Genomic DNA, 16,894 nt, shown 5'->3' on the forward strand with positions numbered 1-16,894 from the left:
TCATACGGTCAACCGCAACGCGCGGGCACGGGCTCCGGGTCCCGGCGGCCGGGACCCGGAGGTTCCGGCTACTCGCCGGTCAGCTTCTCGTAACCGGCGGCGTCGAGGAGGGCCGCCACGTCGGCGACGTCGGCGGGCTCGATCTCGAAGAGCCAGCCGTCGCCGTAGGGCGACTCGTTGATGGTCTCGGGCGCGTCGACCAGGGCGGTGTTCACGGCCGTGACGGTGCCCGCCAGCGGCGCGAAGATGTCGGAGACGCTCTTCGTGGACTCCACCTCGCCGATGGCGTCACCGGCGGTGATGGCCGCGCCGACCTCGGGGAGCTGGACGTAGACGATGTCGCCGAGCTGGTTCTGGGCGAAGTGCGTGATGCCGACCCGGACCGAAGCGGTGTCAGTGTCGCCGACCCACTCGTGCTCGGCGGTGTAGCGCAGCTCTGCTGGGATCACCCTCGCAGCCTCTCTGTTCACAGACCGTGGTCGGCACGACCGCGCGGTCAATCGACTGGCTTGGCGTACTTCGGCTCGGACGGCGCCACGATCGTGGTCACACGGACCTCCCCGGGCTCGTTGACGACGACGGTACCGCCGTCTTTACCGACGTTGTCCACCACCCCACCGGGGATCCGGAGGGCGGTGTCCATGGTCGCCGGGTCCCCGATGACGGTGATCCGGTAGACGCCGGTGAGCGTCGCGTCGTCGACGATCAGCCCGTTCTGGCCGTCCAGGAAGAACGTCGAGGCCACGATACGCACCGAGGCGCCGTTCTCGCCGTCGATCTGCGCGGCCTCCATGCCCGCGCCCCGCAGCTCCTCGACGGCGTCGAGGATCGTGGCGGCCCGGATCGGCTTGGCGCCGGAGCGGAACTCCAGGATCAGCCCGGGGCCCTTCGCGCCGAGCGTCCCGGCGAGGATGCCGAGCTCGTCGGCGAGGCCCTTGGCCTCCGCCAGCGCCGCCGCGCCGCCCTCGGCGCCCGAGGTCAGCTGCCGTTTGCTGTTCTCCAGGTCGGCGATCTCGTCGGCCAGGCGGGCCTGGCGGGCGTCGAGGTCGGCGAGGATGCGGACGAGGTCCTCCTGCCGCGCGCCCGACAGCTCGGGGTCCTCGCCGTGGTTGCGGACCTGGACGACGGCGGCGAAACCGAGGAGGGCGACCAGGACGCCGATGGTCAGGCTGACGCGGCGTTTGCGCCGGTTCGGGGCGGTGACGGTGAGATCATTCTCACCGGCCTCCGATTCATCGTTCCGCGAGCTCGCGTCCGCTTCGGGCGCTTCGTTCCCGCCCGTGACGGTCTCGCGCTCGCCGTCGTCTTCGGTTTCGGCGTCCATGCCGGTCCCCCTCACGCCGAGAACAGGTGCCGCCGGATGGCGGCGGCGTTGGAGAAGATGCGGATGCCGAGGACGACGACCACGCCGGTGGACAGCTGGCTGCCGACGCCGAGCTGGTCGCCGAGGTAGACGATCAGGGCCGCGATCAGCACGTTGGAGATGAAGGAGATGACGAACTGCTTGTCGTCGAACTTGCGGTCCAGGCGGGCCCGGATGCCGCCGAAGACGGAGTCGAGGGCGGCGATGACCGCGATCGGCAGGTACGGCTGGAGCCACAGCGGCACGTCGGGGTTGATGAAGATGCCCGCGATGACGCCGACGGCCAGGGCGATGACGGCGATCACCGGCCGCTCCCGGTGGTGCTGGGGTCGGGGCCGGTGCCCGGCGGCGGTATCGGCGCGGCGTGGTCGAGCGGCGGCGCCGGCGCGGCGGGAAGGGTCAGGTCGTCGGCGGCTTTCACCGTGAATCCCATTCCGTAGTCGTTGCTGTAGCCGTGGAAGGTGCGCGCGGTGCCGGTGGCGTTGAACTGGCGCGCGAGGTCGGCGGGGCCGATGGCGGTGATCGTGTAGGGGTTGGTGACCGGCCGGAAGTCGACCAGGATCGCCGCTCCGGCGGCGCGGATGGCGGAGGTGGCGGTGAGCCGCTGGTCGTCGATCGCGACGGCCTCCGCGCCCAGGGACCAGAGGGTGTTCACGATGGTCTGGATGTCGCGGTCGCGGACCCGGCCGAGGTCCTGCGCGTCGGGGTCCTCGGGGCGGGGGCCGTCGGTGACGGTGACGGTGACCCCTTCGCCGGTGACGGGCGCGAGCCCGGCGAGGGCGGCCTTGTCGCGGAGGGCCTTGGCGGCCTCGCTGTCGCCGAGGATGCGGTCGCGCAGGTCCTCGACGTCGCGGCCGAGCTGCTCGGCGGTCTTCTGCTGCTCGTCGGTGGCGGCGCGCTTGGCGTCGATGTCGGACAGCAGCTGCGCGCGGATGTCGGCGTTGGCCGGCGCGGCGGCGACGGTGTGCTGGTAGGCGACGACGAGGATGAACCCGATCGCGGCGGCGGTGATCGCGGTGAGGGCGCGCGTGAAGGGCGTGCGGCGCCCGGGGCGGGTGGGGGCGTCGTAATCGAGGGGGTCGTGCCAGAAGCTGGCGAGCAGGTCGACCGCGATCGGCCCGAACGCGCGCTGCTTGTCGGGTTCGTCCTCGTAGCGACGCCTCATCAGGTCCGGTGCCCCACCACATCCGGGGTGTTGCGGGCGCGGGCGGCGCGGGCGAGTCCGGCGACCTGGACGACGTAGAGCAGCGCCGAGAGCCAGTAGAGGACGATGCCCCACCAGGCGAGGGCCCAGCCGACCGGCTTGCCGATGTCGGTGGCGGTGCCGCCCTGCCCGGCCAGGACCAGGACGGGGAACGCGGCGAAGATGATGAAGGTGGCGGCCTTGCCGAGGTAGTGGACCTCAAGGGGCCCGTACCCGTGGCGGCGCAGCACGAACAGCCCGGCCAGCAGGACCAGCTCGCGGGCCAGGAGCGCGGCGGTGAACTGCCAGGGCACGAACTCGCGGATGGTCAGGGCGGCGATCGCGGCGAGGATGTAGAGCCGGTCGACGAGGGGGTCGAAGAGCTGCCCGAAGCGCGAGACCTGGCCCAGGCGGCGGGCGAGGAACCCGTCGACCCAGTCGGTGCCGCCGCCGACGGCCAGGACGATGAGCCCGGCGACGTCGTTGCGGGGTCCCAGGAGCAGGTACAGGAAGACGCCGATGCCGAGGAACCGGATGAAGGACACCGCGTTGGGGATGGTCCAGATCCGCCAGGGCGGGGCGTCCTGCTCGGTACCTGTCACGCCGCTCCTCCCTAGGTCGTGCGCGTGGATCCGGGTGATTCTACCCAGCGTGGCCGGTCGGTTCCGGCGGGCCGCCGCACACGGGGAGTGTCGGATCTAGGACGCGCCGTGTCCGGGCCCGGCGGTCAGGACGCCGTCTCGGCGGGCCGTTCGGCCCAGATGGTGCGGACGTGGTCGAGGTGGCGGTTCATGAGCGATTCGGCGCCCTCGGCGTCCCCGGCGAGCATGAGGTCGAGGAGCTCGACGTGCTCGCGGGCGGAAGGCTCCAGGCGGTGCGCGGCGGCGAGGGCGGGGACGCCGTAGAGCCGCGAGCGGTAGCGCAGGTCGGCCACGACGCTGACCAGCCGCCGGTTCCCGGCCAGCGCGAGCAGCCCGGAGTGGAAGCGGTGGTCGGCGTCGATGTAGCCGGTGAGGTCCCCGGCCAGGGCGGCGGCGACGATGGCCTCGGCGACCGGCCGCAGGGCCTCCAGGTCGGCCGGGCGGGCGGTCCGGGTGATGCCGGCGACGGTCGGGGGCTCGATGAGGCGGCGCAGTTCGGTGCACTCGTCGAGTTCGCGCTCGTCGATGTCGACCACGCGGAAGCCCTTGTTGCGGACGGCCTCCACCAGGCCCTCTTTGGCCAGGTCGAGCATGGCCTCGCGGACCGGGGTCGGGGAGACCCCGAAGGTCTGGGCGAGTTTGGGCGCGGAGTAGATGACCCCGGGGCGGAGCCGTCCGGTGATGAGCGCGGCGCGAAGCTCGGTGCCGACCTTCTCGCGCAGGTTCTGGCGCGGTGGCAGGGCGGGTAGGTCGAAGGCTTCCACGTCGGTCGCTCCATCTCTTGACAGCGCTGTGTCAGGTGGCGTGTGGCCGAGTGTCCCACGCGCGCTCATCACCGTCCGGCATCGGTCCGGGTCCCTACGGCACGGGGCCTATAGCGCGAATCCGTACGGGAACGGGTCGGACGGGTCCAGCAGGTACTGGGCGGTCCCGGTGACCCAGGCGCGCCCGGTGATGGACGGGTGGATCGCGGGGATCCCGGCGACCTCGGTCTCGCCGGTGATCCGGGCGGTGAAGTGGGTGCCGATGAAGGACTCGTTCACCATCTCCTCCCCGACCTTCAGCTCACCGCGCGCGTGCAGCTGCGCCAGGCGCGCCGAGGTGCCCGTCCCGCACGGGGACCGGTCGAACCAGCCGGGGTGGATGACCATGGCGTGGCGGGTGTGCGTGGGGGTGCTGCCGGGAGCCAGCACCCCCACGTGCTTGACGCCGCCGATGCGCTCGTCGGCGGGGTGCTGCGGCCGGGCGTGCTCGTTGATGGCGGCCATGAGCGCCATCCCGGCGCGCATGATGCCGTCCTTGTTGTCCCGGGTGAACTCCACGCCGAGGTCCTCGGCGCGCACCCAGGCGTAGAAGTTGCCGCCGAAGGCCAGGTCGTAGGTGACGGTCCCGTAGCCGGGGACCTCCACCTTCGCGTCGAGCGCGGCGGCGAAGGACGGGACGTTGGCCAGGGTCACCGACTCGGCGTGCCCGTCCTTGACGGCGACCTGGGCGGTGACGAGCCCGGCGGGGGCGTCCAGCCGGATGGTGGTGACCGGTTCGGTCACCTCGACCATGCCGGTCTCCACCAGGACGGTGCAGACGCCGATGGTGCCGTGCCCGCACATCGGCAGCCAGCCGGAGACCTCGACGAACAGGACGCCGACGTCGGCGTCGGGCCGGGTGGGCGGCTGGAGGAACGCGCCGCTCATCGCCGAGTGCCCGCGCGGCTCCTGGACGAAGAACTTGCGCAGGTCGTCGCGGTGCTCCATGAGGTAGGCGCGCCGCTCGGCCATGGTCGCGCCGGGGAACACCGGCAGCCCGCCGGTGATGACGCGCGTCGGCATGCCCTCGGTGTGGGAGTCGACGGCGTGGTAGACGTGGCGGCTGCGCATCAGCGGTGTCCCCGGACCAGGGCGGCCTCGGTCGCCGAGGTGATCACGCGGCGCTGCTCGTCGGTGAGGGCCTGGCGCGGCGGGCGGCAGATCCCGCCCTTGCGCCCGGCGATGTCCATCGACAGCTTGATGGCCTGCACGAACTCGGTCTTGGAGTCCCAGCGCAGCAGCGGGTGCAGGTCGCGGTACAGCGGGAGGGCGGTGTCGAGGTCCTTGGCGATCGCGGCCTTGTACAGCGCGACCGAGGCGACCGGGAGCGCGTTGGGGTAGCCGGCGATCCAGCCGACGGCACCGGCCAGGGCCAGCTCCAGCAGCACGTCGTCGGAGCCGATGAGCAGGTCCAGGTCCGGGGCCAGCTCGGCGATCTCGTAGGCGCGGCGGACGTCGCCGGTGAACTCCTTGACCGCCACGATCAGGCCCTCGCCGTGCAGGCGGGCCAGCAGCGCCGGGGTCAGGTCGACCTTGGTGTCGATCGGGTTGTTGTACGCCACGATCGGGACGCCGGCCTTGGCGACCTCGGCGTAGTGGGCGATCACCGAGCGCTCGTCGGCGCGGTAGGCGTTCGGGGGCAGCAGCATCACCGCGCCGCACCCGGCCTCACCGGCCTGCTCGGCCCAGCGGCGCGACTCGGCGGCGCCGTAGGCGGCGATGCCGGGCATCACGTGGTCGCCGCCGAGGACCTCCACGGCGGTGGTGACGACGCGGGCGCGCTCCTCGTCGGTGAGGGTCTGGTACTCGCCGAGGGACCCGTTCGGGACCGCGCCGTCGCAGCCCCCGGCGTACAGCCACGCCAGGTGCTCGGCGTAGGCGTCGTAGTCGACGGTCAGGTCATCGCGGAAGGGCAGCGCGGTGGCGACCTGGACGCCGTGCCACGGCTTCGTCATCGGTGTTCTCCTCGGGAGGTGTCGGGGTAGGCCAGATCGCGCAGCCGGACGGGCTGGGCGACGGGTCGGTTGGGCCGGTCGGGGACGCCGAGGACGCGCGCGACGGGGAACCCGCACACCCGCCCCTGGCACAGTCCCATCCCGGCGCGGCACAGGAGCTTGGCGCTGCGGACGTCCCGCGCGCCGTCGGCGATGGCGCGCTTGAGCGCGCCGTGGTCGACTTCCTCGCAGCGGCAGACGACGGTGTCGTCGCGCAGCCACTCGCGCCAGCCGTCGCGGACCGGCCAGGCCGCGGCGATCGCGGCGGCCAGTCGCCGCTGGCGCGCCCGCCGCCGCAGCAGCGCGCCGGGCGGGGTGGTCCCGGCCGCGGCGTGCCCGGCGAGGGCGCCGGTGGCCATGGCGAGAACGGCGCCGCCGACGCCGAGGGTCTCCCCCGCCGCCCACACGCCGGGGACGGTGGTGGCCTGGGCGGCGTCGGCGGTGATGACGGCGCTCCCGTCGGGCCCGTCCTCGACGGCGCAGCCGAGCTGCACGGCGAGTTCGAGCTGCGGGGTGAAGCCGTAGCCGATGGCGAGGGCGTCGCAGGTGACGATCTTCTCGGTGCCCGGCACCGGCTGCCAGTCGCGGTCGAGGCGGGCGACGGTGACCGATTCCAGGCGGCCCTCGCCGTGGGCGGCGATGACGGCGCGGCCGGTGCGGTAAGGGACGCGGTGGCGGGCGAGCGCGAGTGCGTACCCGGCGCCCTCCACGGCGCGCGCCGGGTCGAGGGCGAGGGGCAGCAGGGCCGCGCTCGGCCGGTTCGCCTCGTACACGCCCGCCACGCGCGCCCCGGCCTTGAGGAGCCCGGTGGCGACGGGCAGGAGGAAGGGCCCGGTGCCGGAGATGACCACGCGCCGTCCGGCGGGCAGTCCCTGTCCCTTCCAGAGGGCCTGGGCGCCGCCGGCGGTCATGACGCCGGGCAGGTCCCAGCCGGGGAACGGCAGGGCGCGGTCGTGGGCGCCGGTGGCGAGCACGATCTTGGCGGCGCGGACGGTGACGGGCCGCTCGTCGCGGTTCCCGGCCAGGCAGTGCAGGACGTGCGGTTCGCCGGGTTCGGCGTGCCAGACGCGGTGGCCGGGCAGGTAGTGGACGCCTTCGAGGTCCCCGGCGAGGCGGAGGTAGTCGCGCCAGTGGTGGTGGCCGCGTCCGTCGTCGCCGTCGCGGTGGCGGTAGAACTGGCCGCCAGGGCGTTCGGCGGGGTCGAGGAGGACCACGGTGAGCCCGGCGCGGGCGGCGGCGCCGGCGGCGGCGAGCCCGGCGGGCCCGGCGCCGATGACGGCGAGGTCGGCGTCAGGCACGGCCCACGCCCTCCTGGGTCTCGATGACGTCGCCTTCGCGGACGGTGATCAGGCAGGCGCGCAAGTTGGGGCGGCCGTTGATGGTGACCAGGCAGTCGAAGCAGACGCCGATGCCGCAGAAGAGGCCGCGGGGGCTGCCTTCGACGCGGGTGGTGCGCCAGGAGCGCAGGCCGTCGGCGTGCAGGACCGCGGCGATCGAGCGGCCGGGTTCGGCGTCGATGTCGCGGCCGTCCACGGTGACCTTCACGCGAACCTCCCGGGTCGAAACGGGCTCATGTCGAGACCGGGGTCGGCCCCCGTCAGTCCGCGCGCGACGGCGAGCCCGGTCGCGGCGGCGAGTCCGACCCCGGCGCCTTCGTGCCCGCACGCGTGCCACAGTCCCTCGACGGCCGCGTCGGGGCCGATGACGGGGAGGTGGTCGGGGGTGTACGGGCGGAATCCCCGGTAGGCGCGCATGACGGTGACCTCGGCGAGGACCGGGAACAGCGCGATGGCCTGCGCGGCCAGTCGCCGCAGCACCGGGACGGAGAAGCGGCCGTCGAAGCCGACGCGTTCGCGGCTGGCGCCGATGAGGACGGGCCCGGCGGCGGTGCCCTCCACGACGGGTGAGGTCTTGAGCCCGGCGTCGTCGGAGCCGACGTCGGCGACGTAGTCGGCGGCGTAGACCTTGTGGCGCACGATGCGGGGCAGGGGCTCGGTGACGAGGATGAAGCCGCGGCGGGGCATGACGGGGACGTCGCTGCCGCAGCGTGCGGCGACCTCGGCGGCCCAGGTCCCGGCGGCGTTGACCACGGTGGCGCAGGGGACGCGCCCGGCGTCGGTGCGGGCGGCGGTGACGCGTTCGCCGCCTTCGAGGCCGGTGAAGGTGACGCCGGTGTGGACGGTGACGCGCGGGTGGCGCAGCAGCGCGGCGGCGGCCAGCGCGGGCATGACCTGGGCGTCCTGGGGGTAGAACACTCCCCCGGCGAGGCCGGGGGCGAGGTGCGGTTCGTACTCGGCGAGTTCGGCCACGCCGAGGGATTCCACGCCCGAGGTGCGCTGTTCGGCGGCGAGGCCGTCGAGGGCCTTGAGCCCCTCGGGGGTGGAGGCCACGACGAGGCCGCCCTTGGGCTCGTACTCGAACTCGTGTTCCTCGCTCCACTCGCGCCAGCGGCGCAGGGACATCATCGCGAGGTCGAGTTCGGGTCCCGGCGGCTTGTCGGAAACGAGGAGGTTGCCCTCGCCCGCGCCCGTGGTGCCGCCCGCCACCGGTCCCCTGTCGAGGACGGCGACGCTCAGCCCGGCGATCGCGCATTCGTACGCGATCGCCGCGCCGATGATCCCGGCGCCGACCACGACCACGTCGGCGCCCTTGAGAGGCGCAGTCACGCCAGTAGTATGTCACACGTTAGTGGGTGCCCGCATCGACGAACGCGCCATCGCGCAGAACCGGCACCACCCGGGTCGAATCGGCCTCGGTGGCCACGTCCACGTCACCGCCGTAACCGATGGACACCAGCTCGATCCCGCCACCGCAGCGCCGGACGGCGTCCGGCACGTCGGGCGTGGCCGCGTACGCGGCGGCGGCCAGTGTGGCCTCCACCGAGAAGTCCCCGCGCAGCCCCGACAGCACCGCGCCGGCGCCCATCAGGTCCTCCAGGCACGGCCGCAGCGAACCGTCGGGCCAGCGCTCGCCGGAGGCGATCACCGCGACGGGGCGGGCGGGCGTCCCGAAACCCTCGGCGAGCAGCCACTCGGCGACGGCGGGCGCGTTGCGCAGGCAGGCGGCGACCACCGTGCCCTCACCGGCCGCGGCGGCGATGGTGGAACCGTTCGGGGACGGCAGGACCAGCCGCGCGGGCTTCGGCGCGTCGCGCAGCACCGCCGGGGACAGCGACCACGGCGACTCGCGGGTGGCGGCGGTGCGGCCGACCGCCAGGGCGGCGTCCTTCTCGTCGGCGTAGCCGCGCGCGGACTCGTCGCGCCAGCGGTAGGGGTAGACGGCTGTGCCGCCCTCGACGGCGACCGAGACGGCGGTGGTGAAGGAGAGGACGTCGATGACCACGAGGCAGCCGCGCGGGTCGGCCAGCTCGTGGGCCTCGGTGGGGCCCCAGCCGAAGCGGACGGGGTGGGCTCGCTGAGTGAAGTAGTCGGGCATCCGAAGACGATCTCATCCCGCCGTAAGCTGGCGCGGTGAGCATCTACGACATTCCCCTGAAGACCCTTTCCGGCGACGACACGACGCTCGCCGAGCACAAGGACAAGGTCCTCCTCATCGTGAACGTGGCCTCCAAGTGCGGCCTGACGCCGCAGTACGCGGGCCTGGAGCGGCTCCAGGCGCGCTACGCCGATCGCGGCTTCAGCGTCCTGGGCTTCCCGTGCAACCAGTTCGGCGGGCAGGAGCCGGGCACCTCGGAGGAGATCGCGGAGTTCTGCTCGGCGACCTACGGCGTGACGTTCCCGATGTACGCCAAGGGCGACGTGAACGGTGAGGGCCGCCAGCCGCTCTACGACGTGCTCACCGCGACCGCCGACGCCGAGGGAGCCGCCGGTGACGTGCAGTGGAACTTCGAGAAGTTCCTGGTCTCCGGCGAGGAGATCGTGCGCTTCCGCCCGCGCACCGAGCCCGAGGCCGCAGACCTGGTCGCGGCCATCGAGGCCCGCCTGAAGTAGCCGCCGGCGGCGGCCGGGTCCTACCAGCCCTTCAGGTGCAGGATCCGGTCGCCGAAGGGCAGCGCGCCGCCCTTGCGGGCCACGACCTCCCGGTAGTCGACGGCCTCGCGGTCCATGACCTCGCGGCGCGGGCACAGGAAGCTGAAGAGCCATACGTGGGCCTGCGCGTGCCGCTCGGGCAGCGCGTCCCACTCCGGCCCGTAGGCCCCGGCGAGCGCGTCGACGCAGTAGGCGAGCGCGAGGGCGTCGCGGCCGTCCCACTGGTCGCGGATCCAGGCGTGGAAGTTGGCGTCGGCGGCGGTCATGTCGGCGCGGCTGCCGGTCCCGGACAGCAGCCGCCCGACGATCACCGGATGCGGCTCGTTGCTCATGGGGCCATGCTCTGCCGATCGGGCGCTCGTTCGTGTCGCCTCGCCGACACTCTCCGCGACTCTCGCGACGGCGAAAACCCGCTGCGCGGAGAGGATCGGCGGCCCTAGCCTCAGTGCGGTGAACGATCGCATCGTGAACGTGGTGGACGTCGAGGCGACCTGCTGGTCCGGCCAGGTCCCGCCCGGCCAGCGCAACGAGATCATCGAGATCGGGCTGTGCGTGCTGGACCTGGACGCGCGCGAGCGCCTCGCCAAGCACCGGATCCTGGTGCGGCCCCGCTCGCGGGTCTCGCAGTTCTGCACCGAGCTGACCGGGCTCACGCAGGAAGAGGTGGACACCGGGGTGTCCTTCGAGGAGGCGTGCCGGATCCTGGCGCGCGAGCATCGCGCCGACTCGCGGGCGTGGGCGTCGTGGGGTGACTACGACCGCAAGCAGTTCGAGCACCAGTGCCGGACGAGCGCGGCGGTCTACCCCTTCTCCTCGCGGCACACCAACGCCAAGGCGGTCTACGCGGAGTCCCACGGGCTGAAGAAGCGCCCGGGGATGGCGGCGGCCTTGAAGATGTCGGGGCTGCCGCTGGAGGGGCGGCACCATTCGGGGGCCGATGACGCGTGGAACATCGCCGCGCTCGTCCTGGAACTCGACGAGCGCGGCGACTGGCCGGGTTAGCCGAGGCGCTTGAGGATCGCCTCCATCGTGGCGACCTCCTCGCCCTGGGAGGTCTTGACCGAGCGGGCCAGTTCGATCGCGGCGGGGTACTGGCCGCCGGTGATCTCCTGATCGGCCATCTCGATGGCGCCCTTGTGGTGGGCGATCATGAGGGTGGCGAAGGCCTTGTCGAAATCGGCGCCGGTGGCCGCGCCGAGGTTCTTCATGTCCTCCGCGGTGAGCATGCCGCTCATGCCGTGGCTCATGGACGCCTCCAGCGGCTGTCCCCACGTGGTCAGCCAGCCCTTGAGGGTGGTGATCTCGGGGTCCTGGGCGCTCTTGATGGCCGCCGCCAGCTGCTTGACCTCGGGGTCGGACGCACGGGTCTCGGCCAGCGTCGCCATCTCCAGGGCCTGCTGGTGGTGCGGGATCATCATCTGCGCGAACATCACGTCGGCGGAGTTGAAGCCCTGCGTGGACGAGGTCTGCGGGCTCGCGCCGTGGTCCATGCCGGGCATCCCGTCGTGGCCGCCGTCCTTGGCGCCGCAGGCGGCCAGGACGAGCGCGGTGGCGAGGGTGGCGGTGGCGATGAGGACGCGCTTGGTCGAAAGGTTCACTTCTCTGTCTCCTGTCGGGTGTCTGCGTATGGGTGAAGGCCGGTGGTCGGCCTATATGCGCAGCACCGTCAGGTCGGCGTAGAGGAGCGAGGAGGGACGGACGCGCGGCGGCCCGCGCCCGGTGGGCGCCACGGCCGAGTGGGGGGTGGCGGTGGCCGGGTCCCGGCGGACGTGGGCGGTGAGCAGCCCGGCGGCCAGGAGCACCGTGGCGGCCAGGACCGCCAGGCACATCTCGGTGTCCGGGGACATCGGCGCGCCCGGGGCAACGGCGGGACCGTCGTCCACGGCCAGGTGAGTGGAGTGCCCGCCGGGTTCGTGCGCCTGGTGCCCGAGGGTGTGCATCCAGCCCAGGCCGAGGACGACGGCGACGAGCAGCAGCAGCCGGACGGCCGCCCTCTCTCGTCGCATGACGCCCCCTGAACGCGCGAACGGGCCCGTCCCGGTCGGGACGGACCCGTCGATCATATACCCCCCTCCCGTATTTGGGAGGGGTGGGTCAGCGCATCGACAGATGCACGTGGTTGGTGTGGTCGGAGGCCGGGTCTCCCCCGCCGCCGGAATAGGGGCCCCAGCCGGTGGCCGGGCTCCAGAACCGGTCGAACCAGATGACGTAGAGGACACCCAGCTTGTCGGCGTACTTCACGAACCATCCGGCGAGGTTGTCGCCGTAGGCCTTGGCGTCGCCGTAGGCGACCTCGGAGCGGAAGCCACCCGGGAAGGCCGAGAAGTCGCAGGCCTTGCCCATGGGATGCTCACCCGAGCCGCTGGGCCGAAAGCAGCTGACGTAGCGCTCGAAACCGGCGAAGATCGCCTGGTCGCGGGCGTGCCTGGTGCGCGGCGAGATGCACCCGCCGGTCTTGTCCTCGTGCACCGAGCAGCCCTCGCCGGGCAGTGAGCCGTCGGGGTTGCGCGGCGCCGGGTCCGGCGGGCGGGCGTTGCTGGTGGTGGGTCCCGCCCCGCTGTTGCCGCCGCTGCCGGCGAGCCGCTCGGCGGCGTCGTCGCGGGCGTCCTCCATCTTGCCGAGGTGCTTCTTCTGGTTCTCCACCTCCTCGGCGAGCGCCTCCTTCTCGGCCACCAGGTCCTCCTGGGCGCGCGCCATGTCCGCGACGGTCTTGGCGCTCTCCTCACCCAGGAAGTTGACGATGATGGCGCGGTCGATGGCGACGTCGACGGAGTCGGCGCCCAGGATCGCGGTGGCCGAGCCCAGGTTGCCGCCCATGTACGCGGCGGCGGCGATGTCCTGGACCTGGACGGTGAGATCGGCGACGATCTCCTCGTTCTGCTTGATCTGCTTCTCGATGGTCTTCTGGCGCTCTTTGGAGGTGTTCAGCTGCTCCTCGGCGTCCAGGTAGTCCTGGATCGCCTTCTGGATGCCCTCGTCGGCGCCGTCATCGCCCGGATCGGCCAGCGCGCCCGGCCCGAAGGCCAGCGACGCCAGCAAGGCGGCCACCGTGACGGCGGCCAGCGACGCCAGGCGCCGCGCGGACGTGAATCTCACGTATGCGTCCTTCTTCTCGGCACCGCCTACCGGGTTAGCTGACGGGTTCGGGCCGAAGGACGCCCTACCGCGTGGCGGATTCACCCCGGGAACGTGGTTCCCCGGTTCGCCCGGGAGGGCGATTCGGCGGCGGCCTCCGCCGGCGCCCTACGGGCGCCGCTACACCGGAAGCCTTAGCGCAGCACCATACCGGACGGGCGGAGAAAACTACTAGGCGACATCGTAGAACAGCCGGTCACCGACCGTGCCGGGCGATCCTCAGCGCGGTCTCAATCCTCGTCCCTACAGTTGACCGGGTAGGCAGACAACCCGGAGGTCAGATGTCCCGCAAGCGGCTCCTCGCCCTGTCCGCCCTCGCCGCCGCCGGCGCCGCCGCGTGGGCGTTCCGCGACGTCCCCGCCGCGCTCGGCGCGCGTGCCAGGGGCGAGCGGCTGGCGCGGATGAACGCCTCGCCGCAGTTCCGCGACGGGGTCTTCCACAACGCCGAGGACGACGGGACCGGCATGGTGCCGAGCCTGTCGCTGGTGATGGAGGACCGCCGCGTCAACCGGGCCGGGTCCAGCAAGCCGGGCACGCCGGTGCCGCTGGCCGCGCCCATCGCCGAGCCCGGGGACGGGCTGCACGTCACCTGGTACGGGCACGCCTCGGCGCTGGCGGACCTGTCGGGGACGCGGATCCTGCTCGACCCGGTGTGGTCCGAGCGCTGCTCGCCCAGCCAGAAGGTCGGGCCGCGCCGACTGCACCCGGTGCCGGTCGGGCTGTCCGACCTGCCGTTCGTCGACGCGGTGCTGATCTCCCACGACCACTACGACCACCTGGACATGGACACCGTCAAGGCGATCGCCCGCGACCGCTCGGCGCCGTTCCTGGTCCCCCTGGGCATCGGCGCGCACCTGGAGCGCTGGGGCGTGCCCGCCTCGCGCATCATCGAGCTCGACTGGGACGAGTCGGTCACCGTCGGCGCCGCGCGCCTGACGCTCACCGCCGCCCGGCACTTCTCCGGGCGCGGCCTGGCCCGCAACCGGACCCTGTGGGGCTCGTGGGTGATCGAGGCGCACGGCCGCAAGGTCTTCTACACCGGCGACTCCGGCTACTTCGACGGCTACCGCGCCATCGGCGAGGAGCACGGGCCCTTCGACGCCACCCTCGTCCAGATCGGCGCCTACAGCCCCGCCTGGCCGCACATCCACATGACGCCCGAGGAGGCCGCCCAGGCGCACCTCGACCTGCGCGGCGGGCTGCTCGTCCCCGTCCACTGGTGCACCTTCGACCTGGCCTTCCACGCCTGGGGCGAGCCGGTGGACCGGCTGTGGCGCGAGGCCAAGGAGCGCGGCATCTCCCTCACCGTGCCGCTGCCGGGGCAGACCATCGACGTCGACGCCGCCCCCGAACCCGACGGATGGTGGCAGGCGAGCGCCGCTCCGGTGCCAGACTGAGTCCATGCCGGAGCTGCCCGAGGTGGAGGCGCTGGCCGGGTTCCTGCGGGACCGCCTGGCCGGGCGCTCCATCGCGCGCGTGGACGTGGCGTCCTTCGCCGCGCTGAAGACCTTCGACCCGCCGGTCACCGCGCTCACCGGGCTGGCGGTGACCGGCGCGTCCCGGCGCGGCAAGTTCGTCGACGTCCAGGCCGGTGACCTGCACCTGGTGTTCCACCTGGCCCGGGCGGGCTGGCTGCAGTGGCGCGACGCGCTGCCGGCGGCCCCGCTGCGGCCGGGGAAGGGGCCGATCGCGCTGCGCGTCGTCCTCGATGACGGCTCGGGCTTCGACCTGACCGAGCAGGGCACCACCAAGCGGCTCGCGGTCCACGTCGTCCGCTCGCCCGGGGACATCGAGCACGTCGCGACGCTGGGACCGGAGCCGCTGACGCTGTCGCGCGAGGACTTCGCCGCGCTGCTGGCCGGGCGCCGCGCGCAGATCAAGGGGCTGCTGCGGGACCAGAAGGTCATCGCGGGCATCGGCAACGCCTACTCCGACGAGATCCTGCACGCGGCGAAGATGTCGCCGTTCAAGCTCGCGTCGTCGTTCACCGATGAGGAGACCGGCGTCCTCTACGAGGCGATGCTGTCCACGCTGCGCGCGGCCGTCGCGCACGACGAGGGCGTGGCGGCCGGGCGGCTCAAGGCGCACAAGAAGGCCGCGATGCGCGTCCACGGCCGCGCCGGGGAGGCCTGCCCGGTGTGCGGGGACGTGATCCGCTCGGTGTCCTTCGCCGACTCCTCGCTGGAGTACTGCGCGACCTGCCAGACCGGCGGGAAGCCCCTCGCCGACCGGCGGACCTCGAAGTTCCTGAAGTGACCACTGCGAAGTGATGGCGGTCACACTTCGCTTGCGCGAATCAATACGGTCGTACATATTGAGCCCATGGCACGGACATCGAACAAGCCGGAGATCCTCAGCGCCGGGCTGGAGGTCGTCCGCCGCCGGGGCTTCACCGCCGCCGGCGTCCGGGAGATCACCGCCGCCGCGGGCGTCCCACAAGGCTCGTTTACCAACCACTTCGCGTCCAAGGAGGCCTTCGGGCTGGAGATCCTGGACCGCTACTTCGGCGACGTCCGCGAGGTCATGGAGGGCACCCTGCGCGGCGGCCTGCCCCCGCTGGAGCGCCTGCGGTCCTACTTCGAGCTGATCTCCGGGCGCCTGGAGTCGCGCGGCTGGCACCACGGCTGCCTCGTGGGCAACATGAGCCTGGACTCCACCGAGCACAGCGAGGCCATCCGCGCCCGCATCGCCGAGATCTTCGCCGCGTGGCGCGTGCCCTTCGCCGAGTGCCTCACCGAGGCCGCCGCGGCCGGGCTGATCACCCTCACCGTCCCCGCCCTCGACCTCGCCGACTTCCTGCTGGCCGCCTGGCAGGGCGCGATGCTGCGGATGAAGGTCGAACGCACCCCCGAACCGCTCGAACGATTCACCGCCGTCGTCTTCACGACGGTCCTGGCCTGAGGAGGCAGCAATGGCCACCGCACCCATCTCGAACACCACCCCCGTCCTCGACACCGTCATGCACCACGAGGAGACCGGCTCCGGCGAGCCGATCGTGTTCCTCCACGGCAACCCCACCTCGTCCTACCTGTGGCGCAACGTCATCCCCCACACCGCCGACCTCGGCCGCTGCCTCGCCCCCGACCTGGTCGGCATGGGCCGCTCCGGCCCCGGCACCGGCTACCGCTTCACCGACCACGCCCGCTACCTCGACGCCTGGTTCGACGCGGTGATCCCCACCGGGCAGGTCACCCTCGTCCTGCACGACTGGGGCTCGGCCCTCGGCTTCCACTGGGCCGCCCGCCACCCCGGCCGCGTCCGCGCGATCGCCTACATGGAGGCCATCGTGCAGCCCCGCCTGTGGACCGACTTCCCCGAAGGCCGCGACGCGCTCTTCCGCGCCCTCCGCGGCCCCGACGGCGAGCGCCTCGTGCTGGAGGCGAACTTCTTCATCGAGACCGTGCTGCCCAAGAGCGTCCTGCGCGCCCTGACCGAGGAGGAGATGGACGCCTACCGCGCGCCCTTCCCGACGCCGGAGTCGCGCGTCCCCACCCTGATGTTCCCCCGCGAGCTGTCCATCGACGGCGACCCCGCCGACGTGACCGCGATCGTGGAGTCCTACGGCCGCTGGCTGACCGGGACGCGCGTGCCGAAACTGCTGGTCTCGGCCGAGCCGGGCGCCCTGCTGGTCGGACGCGCGCTGGAGTTCGCGCGCACCTTCCCCGAGCAGGAGGAAGTGACGGTGAGGGGCTCGCACTACATCCAGGAGGACTCGCCGGAGGAGATCGGGGCGGCGCTGCGGGAGTGGTACGTGCGGCGGGTGGTGGGTTAGCGGGACCGCGATCC

The 16,894-nt window shown here is 72.7% G+C and carries 22 protein-coding genes and 1 riboswitch; of the genes, 6 read left to right on the forward strand and 16 right to left on the reverse strand.

Annotated elements, in window-relative coordinates; genetic code table 11:
* Positions 1–68 precede the first annotated feature (68 nt).
* From gcvH to QSK10_RS19760, 12 genes are all read right to left on the reverse strand, one after another.
* Complete coding sequence (gene gcvH / locus QSK10_RS19705; protein ID WP_285664326.1) at positions 69–449, reverse strand: glycine cleavage system protein GcvH; 381 nt, start codon at positions 447–449, stop codon at positions 69–71.
* 47 nt (positions 450–496) lie between these two features.
* Positions 497–1,324, reverse strand: coding sequence for a DUF881 domain-containing protein (locus tag QSK10_RS19710; RefSeq protein WP_285664327.1), 828 nt, complete (start codon positions 1,322–1,324; stop codon positions 497–499).
* Between the two features lie 11 nt (positions 1,325–1,335).
* Positions 1,336–1,668 (reverse strand): small basic family protein, encoded by a 333-nt coding sequence (locus QSK10_RS19715; protein ID WP_285664328.1) that lies wholly within the window; start codon positions 1,666–1,668, stop codon positions 1,336–1,338.
* Positions 1,665–2,528 carry a DUF881 domain-containing protein gene (locus QSK10_RS19720; protein ID WP_285664329.1) on the reverse strand — a complete coding sequence of 288 codons (864 nt, stop codon included), beginning with the start codon at positions 2,526–2,528 and terminating at the stop codon, positions 1,665–1,667. The genes QSK10_RS19715 and QSK10_RS19720 overlap by 4 nt, the downstream gene beginning before the upstream one ends.
* Positions 2,528–3,148, reverse strand: a complete 621-nt coding sequence (gene clsA / locus QSK10_RS19725; RefSeq protein ID WP_285664330.1) for a cardiolipin synthase ClsA — start codon at positions 3,146–3,148, stop codon at positions 2,528–2,530. Before clsA ends, QSK10_RS19720 begins: the two co-directional genes overlap by 1 nt.
* 125 nt (positions 3,149–3,273) lie before the next feature.
* The gene (locus QSK10_RS19730) at positions 3,274–3,951 is read right to left on the reverse strand and encodes a GntR family transcriptional regulator (RefSeq protein ID WP_285664331.1); all 678 of its coding nucleotides are present in this window, start codon (positions 3,949–3,951) and stop codon (positions 3,274–3,276) included.
* A gap of 108 nt (positions 3,952–4,059) precedes the next feature.
* Entirely contained in the window at positions 4,060–5,061 is a 1,002-nt protein-coding gene (locus QSK10_RS19735) for a proline racemase family protein (protein ID WP_285664332.1), read from the reverse strand.
* Positions 5,061–5,945 carry a dihydrodipicolinate synthase family protein gene (locus tag QSK10_RS19740; RefSeq protein WP_285664334.1) on the reverse strand — a complete coding sequence of 295 codons (885 nt, stop codon included), beginning with the start codon at positions 5,943–5,945 and terminating at the stop codon, positions 5,061–5,063. The genes QSK10_RS19735 and QSK10_RS19740 overlap by 1 nt, the downstream gene beginning before the upstream one ends.
* A complete protein-coding gene (locus QSK10_RS19745) occupies positions 5,942–7,282 on the reverse strand; it encodes an FAD/NAD(P)-dependent oxidoreductase (RefSeq protein ID WP_285664335.1) in 1,341 nt (446 codons plus the stop codon). Before QSK10_RS19745 ends, QSK10_RS19740 begins: the two co-directional genes overlap by 4 nt.
* Positions 7,275–7,529 (reverse strand): (2Fe-2S)-binding protein, encoded by a 255-nt coding sequence (locus QSK10_RS19750; protein WP_285664336.1) that lies wholly within the window; start codon positions 7,527–7,529, stop codon positions 7,275–7,277. Before QSK10_RS19750 ends, QSK10_RS19745 begins: the two co-directional genes overlap by 8 nt.
* Positions 7,526–8,650, reverse strand: a complete 1,125-nt coding sequence (locus QSK10_RS19755; RefSeq protein WP_285664337.1) for an NAD(P)/FAD-dependent oxidoreductase — start codon at positions 8,648–8,650, stop codon at positions 7,526–7,528. Before QSK10_RS19755 ends, QSK10_RS19750 begins: the two co-directional genes overlap by 4 nt.
* 19 nt (positions 8,651–8,669) lie before the next feature.
* The gene (locus QSK10_RS19760; RefSeq protein WP_285664338.1) at positions 8,670–9,419 is read right to left on the reverse strand and encodes a 2-phosphosulfolactate phosphatase; all 750 of its coding nucleotides are present in this window, start codon (positions 9,417–9,419) and stop codon (positions 8,670–8,672) included.
* Positions 9,420–9,454: 35 nt separating this feature from the next.
* Here QSK10_RS19760 and QSK10_RS19765 point away from each other — a divergent pair, with 35 nt between their 5' ends.
* Positions 9,455–9,934, forward strand: coding sequence for a glutathione peroxidase (locus QSK10_RS19765; protein ID WP_285664339.1), 480 nt, complete (start codon positions 9,455–9,457; stop codon positions 9,932–9,934).
* A gap of 20 nt (positions 9,935–9,954) precedes the next feature.
* Here the strand turns inward: QSK10_RS19765 and QSK10_RS19770 are convergent, their stop codons facing one another.
* Complete coding sequence (locus QSK10_RS19770) at positions 9,955–10,305, reverse strand: hypothetical protein (RefSeq protein ID WP_285664340.1); 351 nt, start codon at positions 10,303–10,305, stop codon at positions 9,955–9,957.
* 118 nt (positions 10,306–10,423) lie between these two features.
* Between QSK10_RS19770 and QSK10_RS19775 the strand changes: the two genes are divergently transcribed.
* Positions 10,424–10,975, forward strand: a complete 552-nt coding sequence (locus QSK10_RS19775; RefSeq protein ID WP_285664341.1) for a 3'-5' exonuclease — start codon at positions 10,424–10,426, stop codon at positions 10,973–10,975.
* On the opposite strand, the gene QSK10_RS19780 is transcribed toward QSK10_RS19775, so the two are convergent.
* From QSK10_RS19780 to QSK10_RS19790, 3 genes are all read right to left on the reverse strand, one after another.
* Positions 10,972–11,571: a DUF305 domain-containing protein gene (locus QSK10_RS19780; protein WP_285664342.1), complete on the reverse strand. Its 600-nt coding sequence runs from the start codon at positions 11,569–11,571 to the stop codon at positions 10,972–10,974. The genes QSK10_RS19775 and QSK10_RS19780 overlap by 4 nt on opposite strands.
* A gap of 51 nt (positions 11,572–11,622) precedes the next feature.
* The gene (locus QSK10_RS19785; protein ID WP_285664343.1) at positions 11,623–11,979 is read right to left on the reverse strand and encodes a hypothetical protein; all 357 of its coding nucleotides are present in this window, start codon (positions 11,977–11,979) and stop codon (positions 11,623–11,625) included.
* An 88-nt stretch (positions 11,980–12,067) separates the two neighbouring features.
* Positions 12,068–13,069, reverse strand: a complete 1,002-nt coding sequence (locus tag QSK10_RS19790; RefSeq protein WP_285664344.1) for a coiled-coil domain-containing protein — start codon at positions 13,067–13,069, stop codon at positions 12,068–12,070.
* Positions 13,070–13,077: 8 nt separating this feature from the next.
* Positions 13,078–13,208, reverse strand: a riboswitch (cyclic di-AMP (ydaO/yuaA leader).
* A 181-nt stretch (positions 13,209–13,389) separates the two neighbouring features.
* On the opposite strand from QSK10_RS19790, the gene QSK10_RS19795 reads away from it, so the two are divergent.
* From QSK10_RS19795 to QSK10_RS19810, 4 genes are all read left to right on the forward strand, one after another.
* Positions 13,390–14,505 carry an MBL fold metallo-hydrolase gene (locus QSK10_RS19795; RefSeq protein ID WP_285664345.1) on the forward strand — a complete coding sequence of 372 codons (1,116 nt, stop codon included), beginning with the start codon at positions 13,390–13,392 and terminating at the stop codon, positions 14,503–14,505.
* A 4-nt stretch (positions 14,506–14,509) separates the two neighbouring features.
* Positions 14,510–15,364, forward strand: coding sequence for an Fpg/Nei family DNA glycosylase (locus tag QSK10_RS19800; RefSeq protein ID WP_285664346.1), 855 nt, complete (start codon positions 14,510–14,512; stop codon positions 15,362–15,364).
* Between the two features lie 66 nt (positions 15,365–15,430).
* On the forward strand, positions 15,431–16,009 hold the full coding sequence (locus QSK10_RS19805) for a TetR/AcrR family transcriptional regulator (RefSeq protein ID WP_285664347.1): 579 nt from the start codon (positions 15,431–15,433) through the stop codon (positions 16,007–16,009).
* Between the two features lie 10 nt (positions 16,010–16,019).
* Complete coding sequence (locus tag QSK10_RS19810; protein ID WP_285664348.1) at positions 16,020–16,880, forward strand: haloalkane dehalogenase; 861 nt, start codon at positions 16,020–16,022, stop codon at positions 16,878–16,880.
* The last annotated feature ends 14 nt before the right edge of the window (positions 16,881–16,894 follow it).

Source organism: Actinorhabdospora filicis (genome assembly GCF_030269765.1).
Taxonomy (GTDB): domain Bacteria; phylum Actinomycetota; class Actinomycetes; order Mycobacteriales; family Micromonosporaceae; genus Actinorhabdospora; species Actinorhabdospora filicis.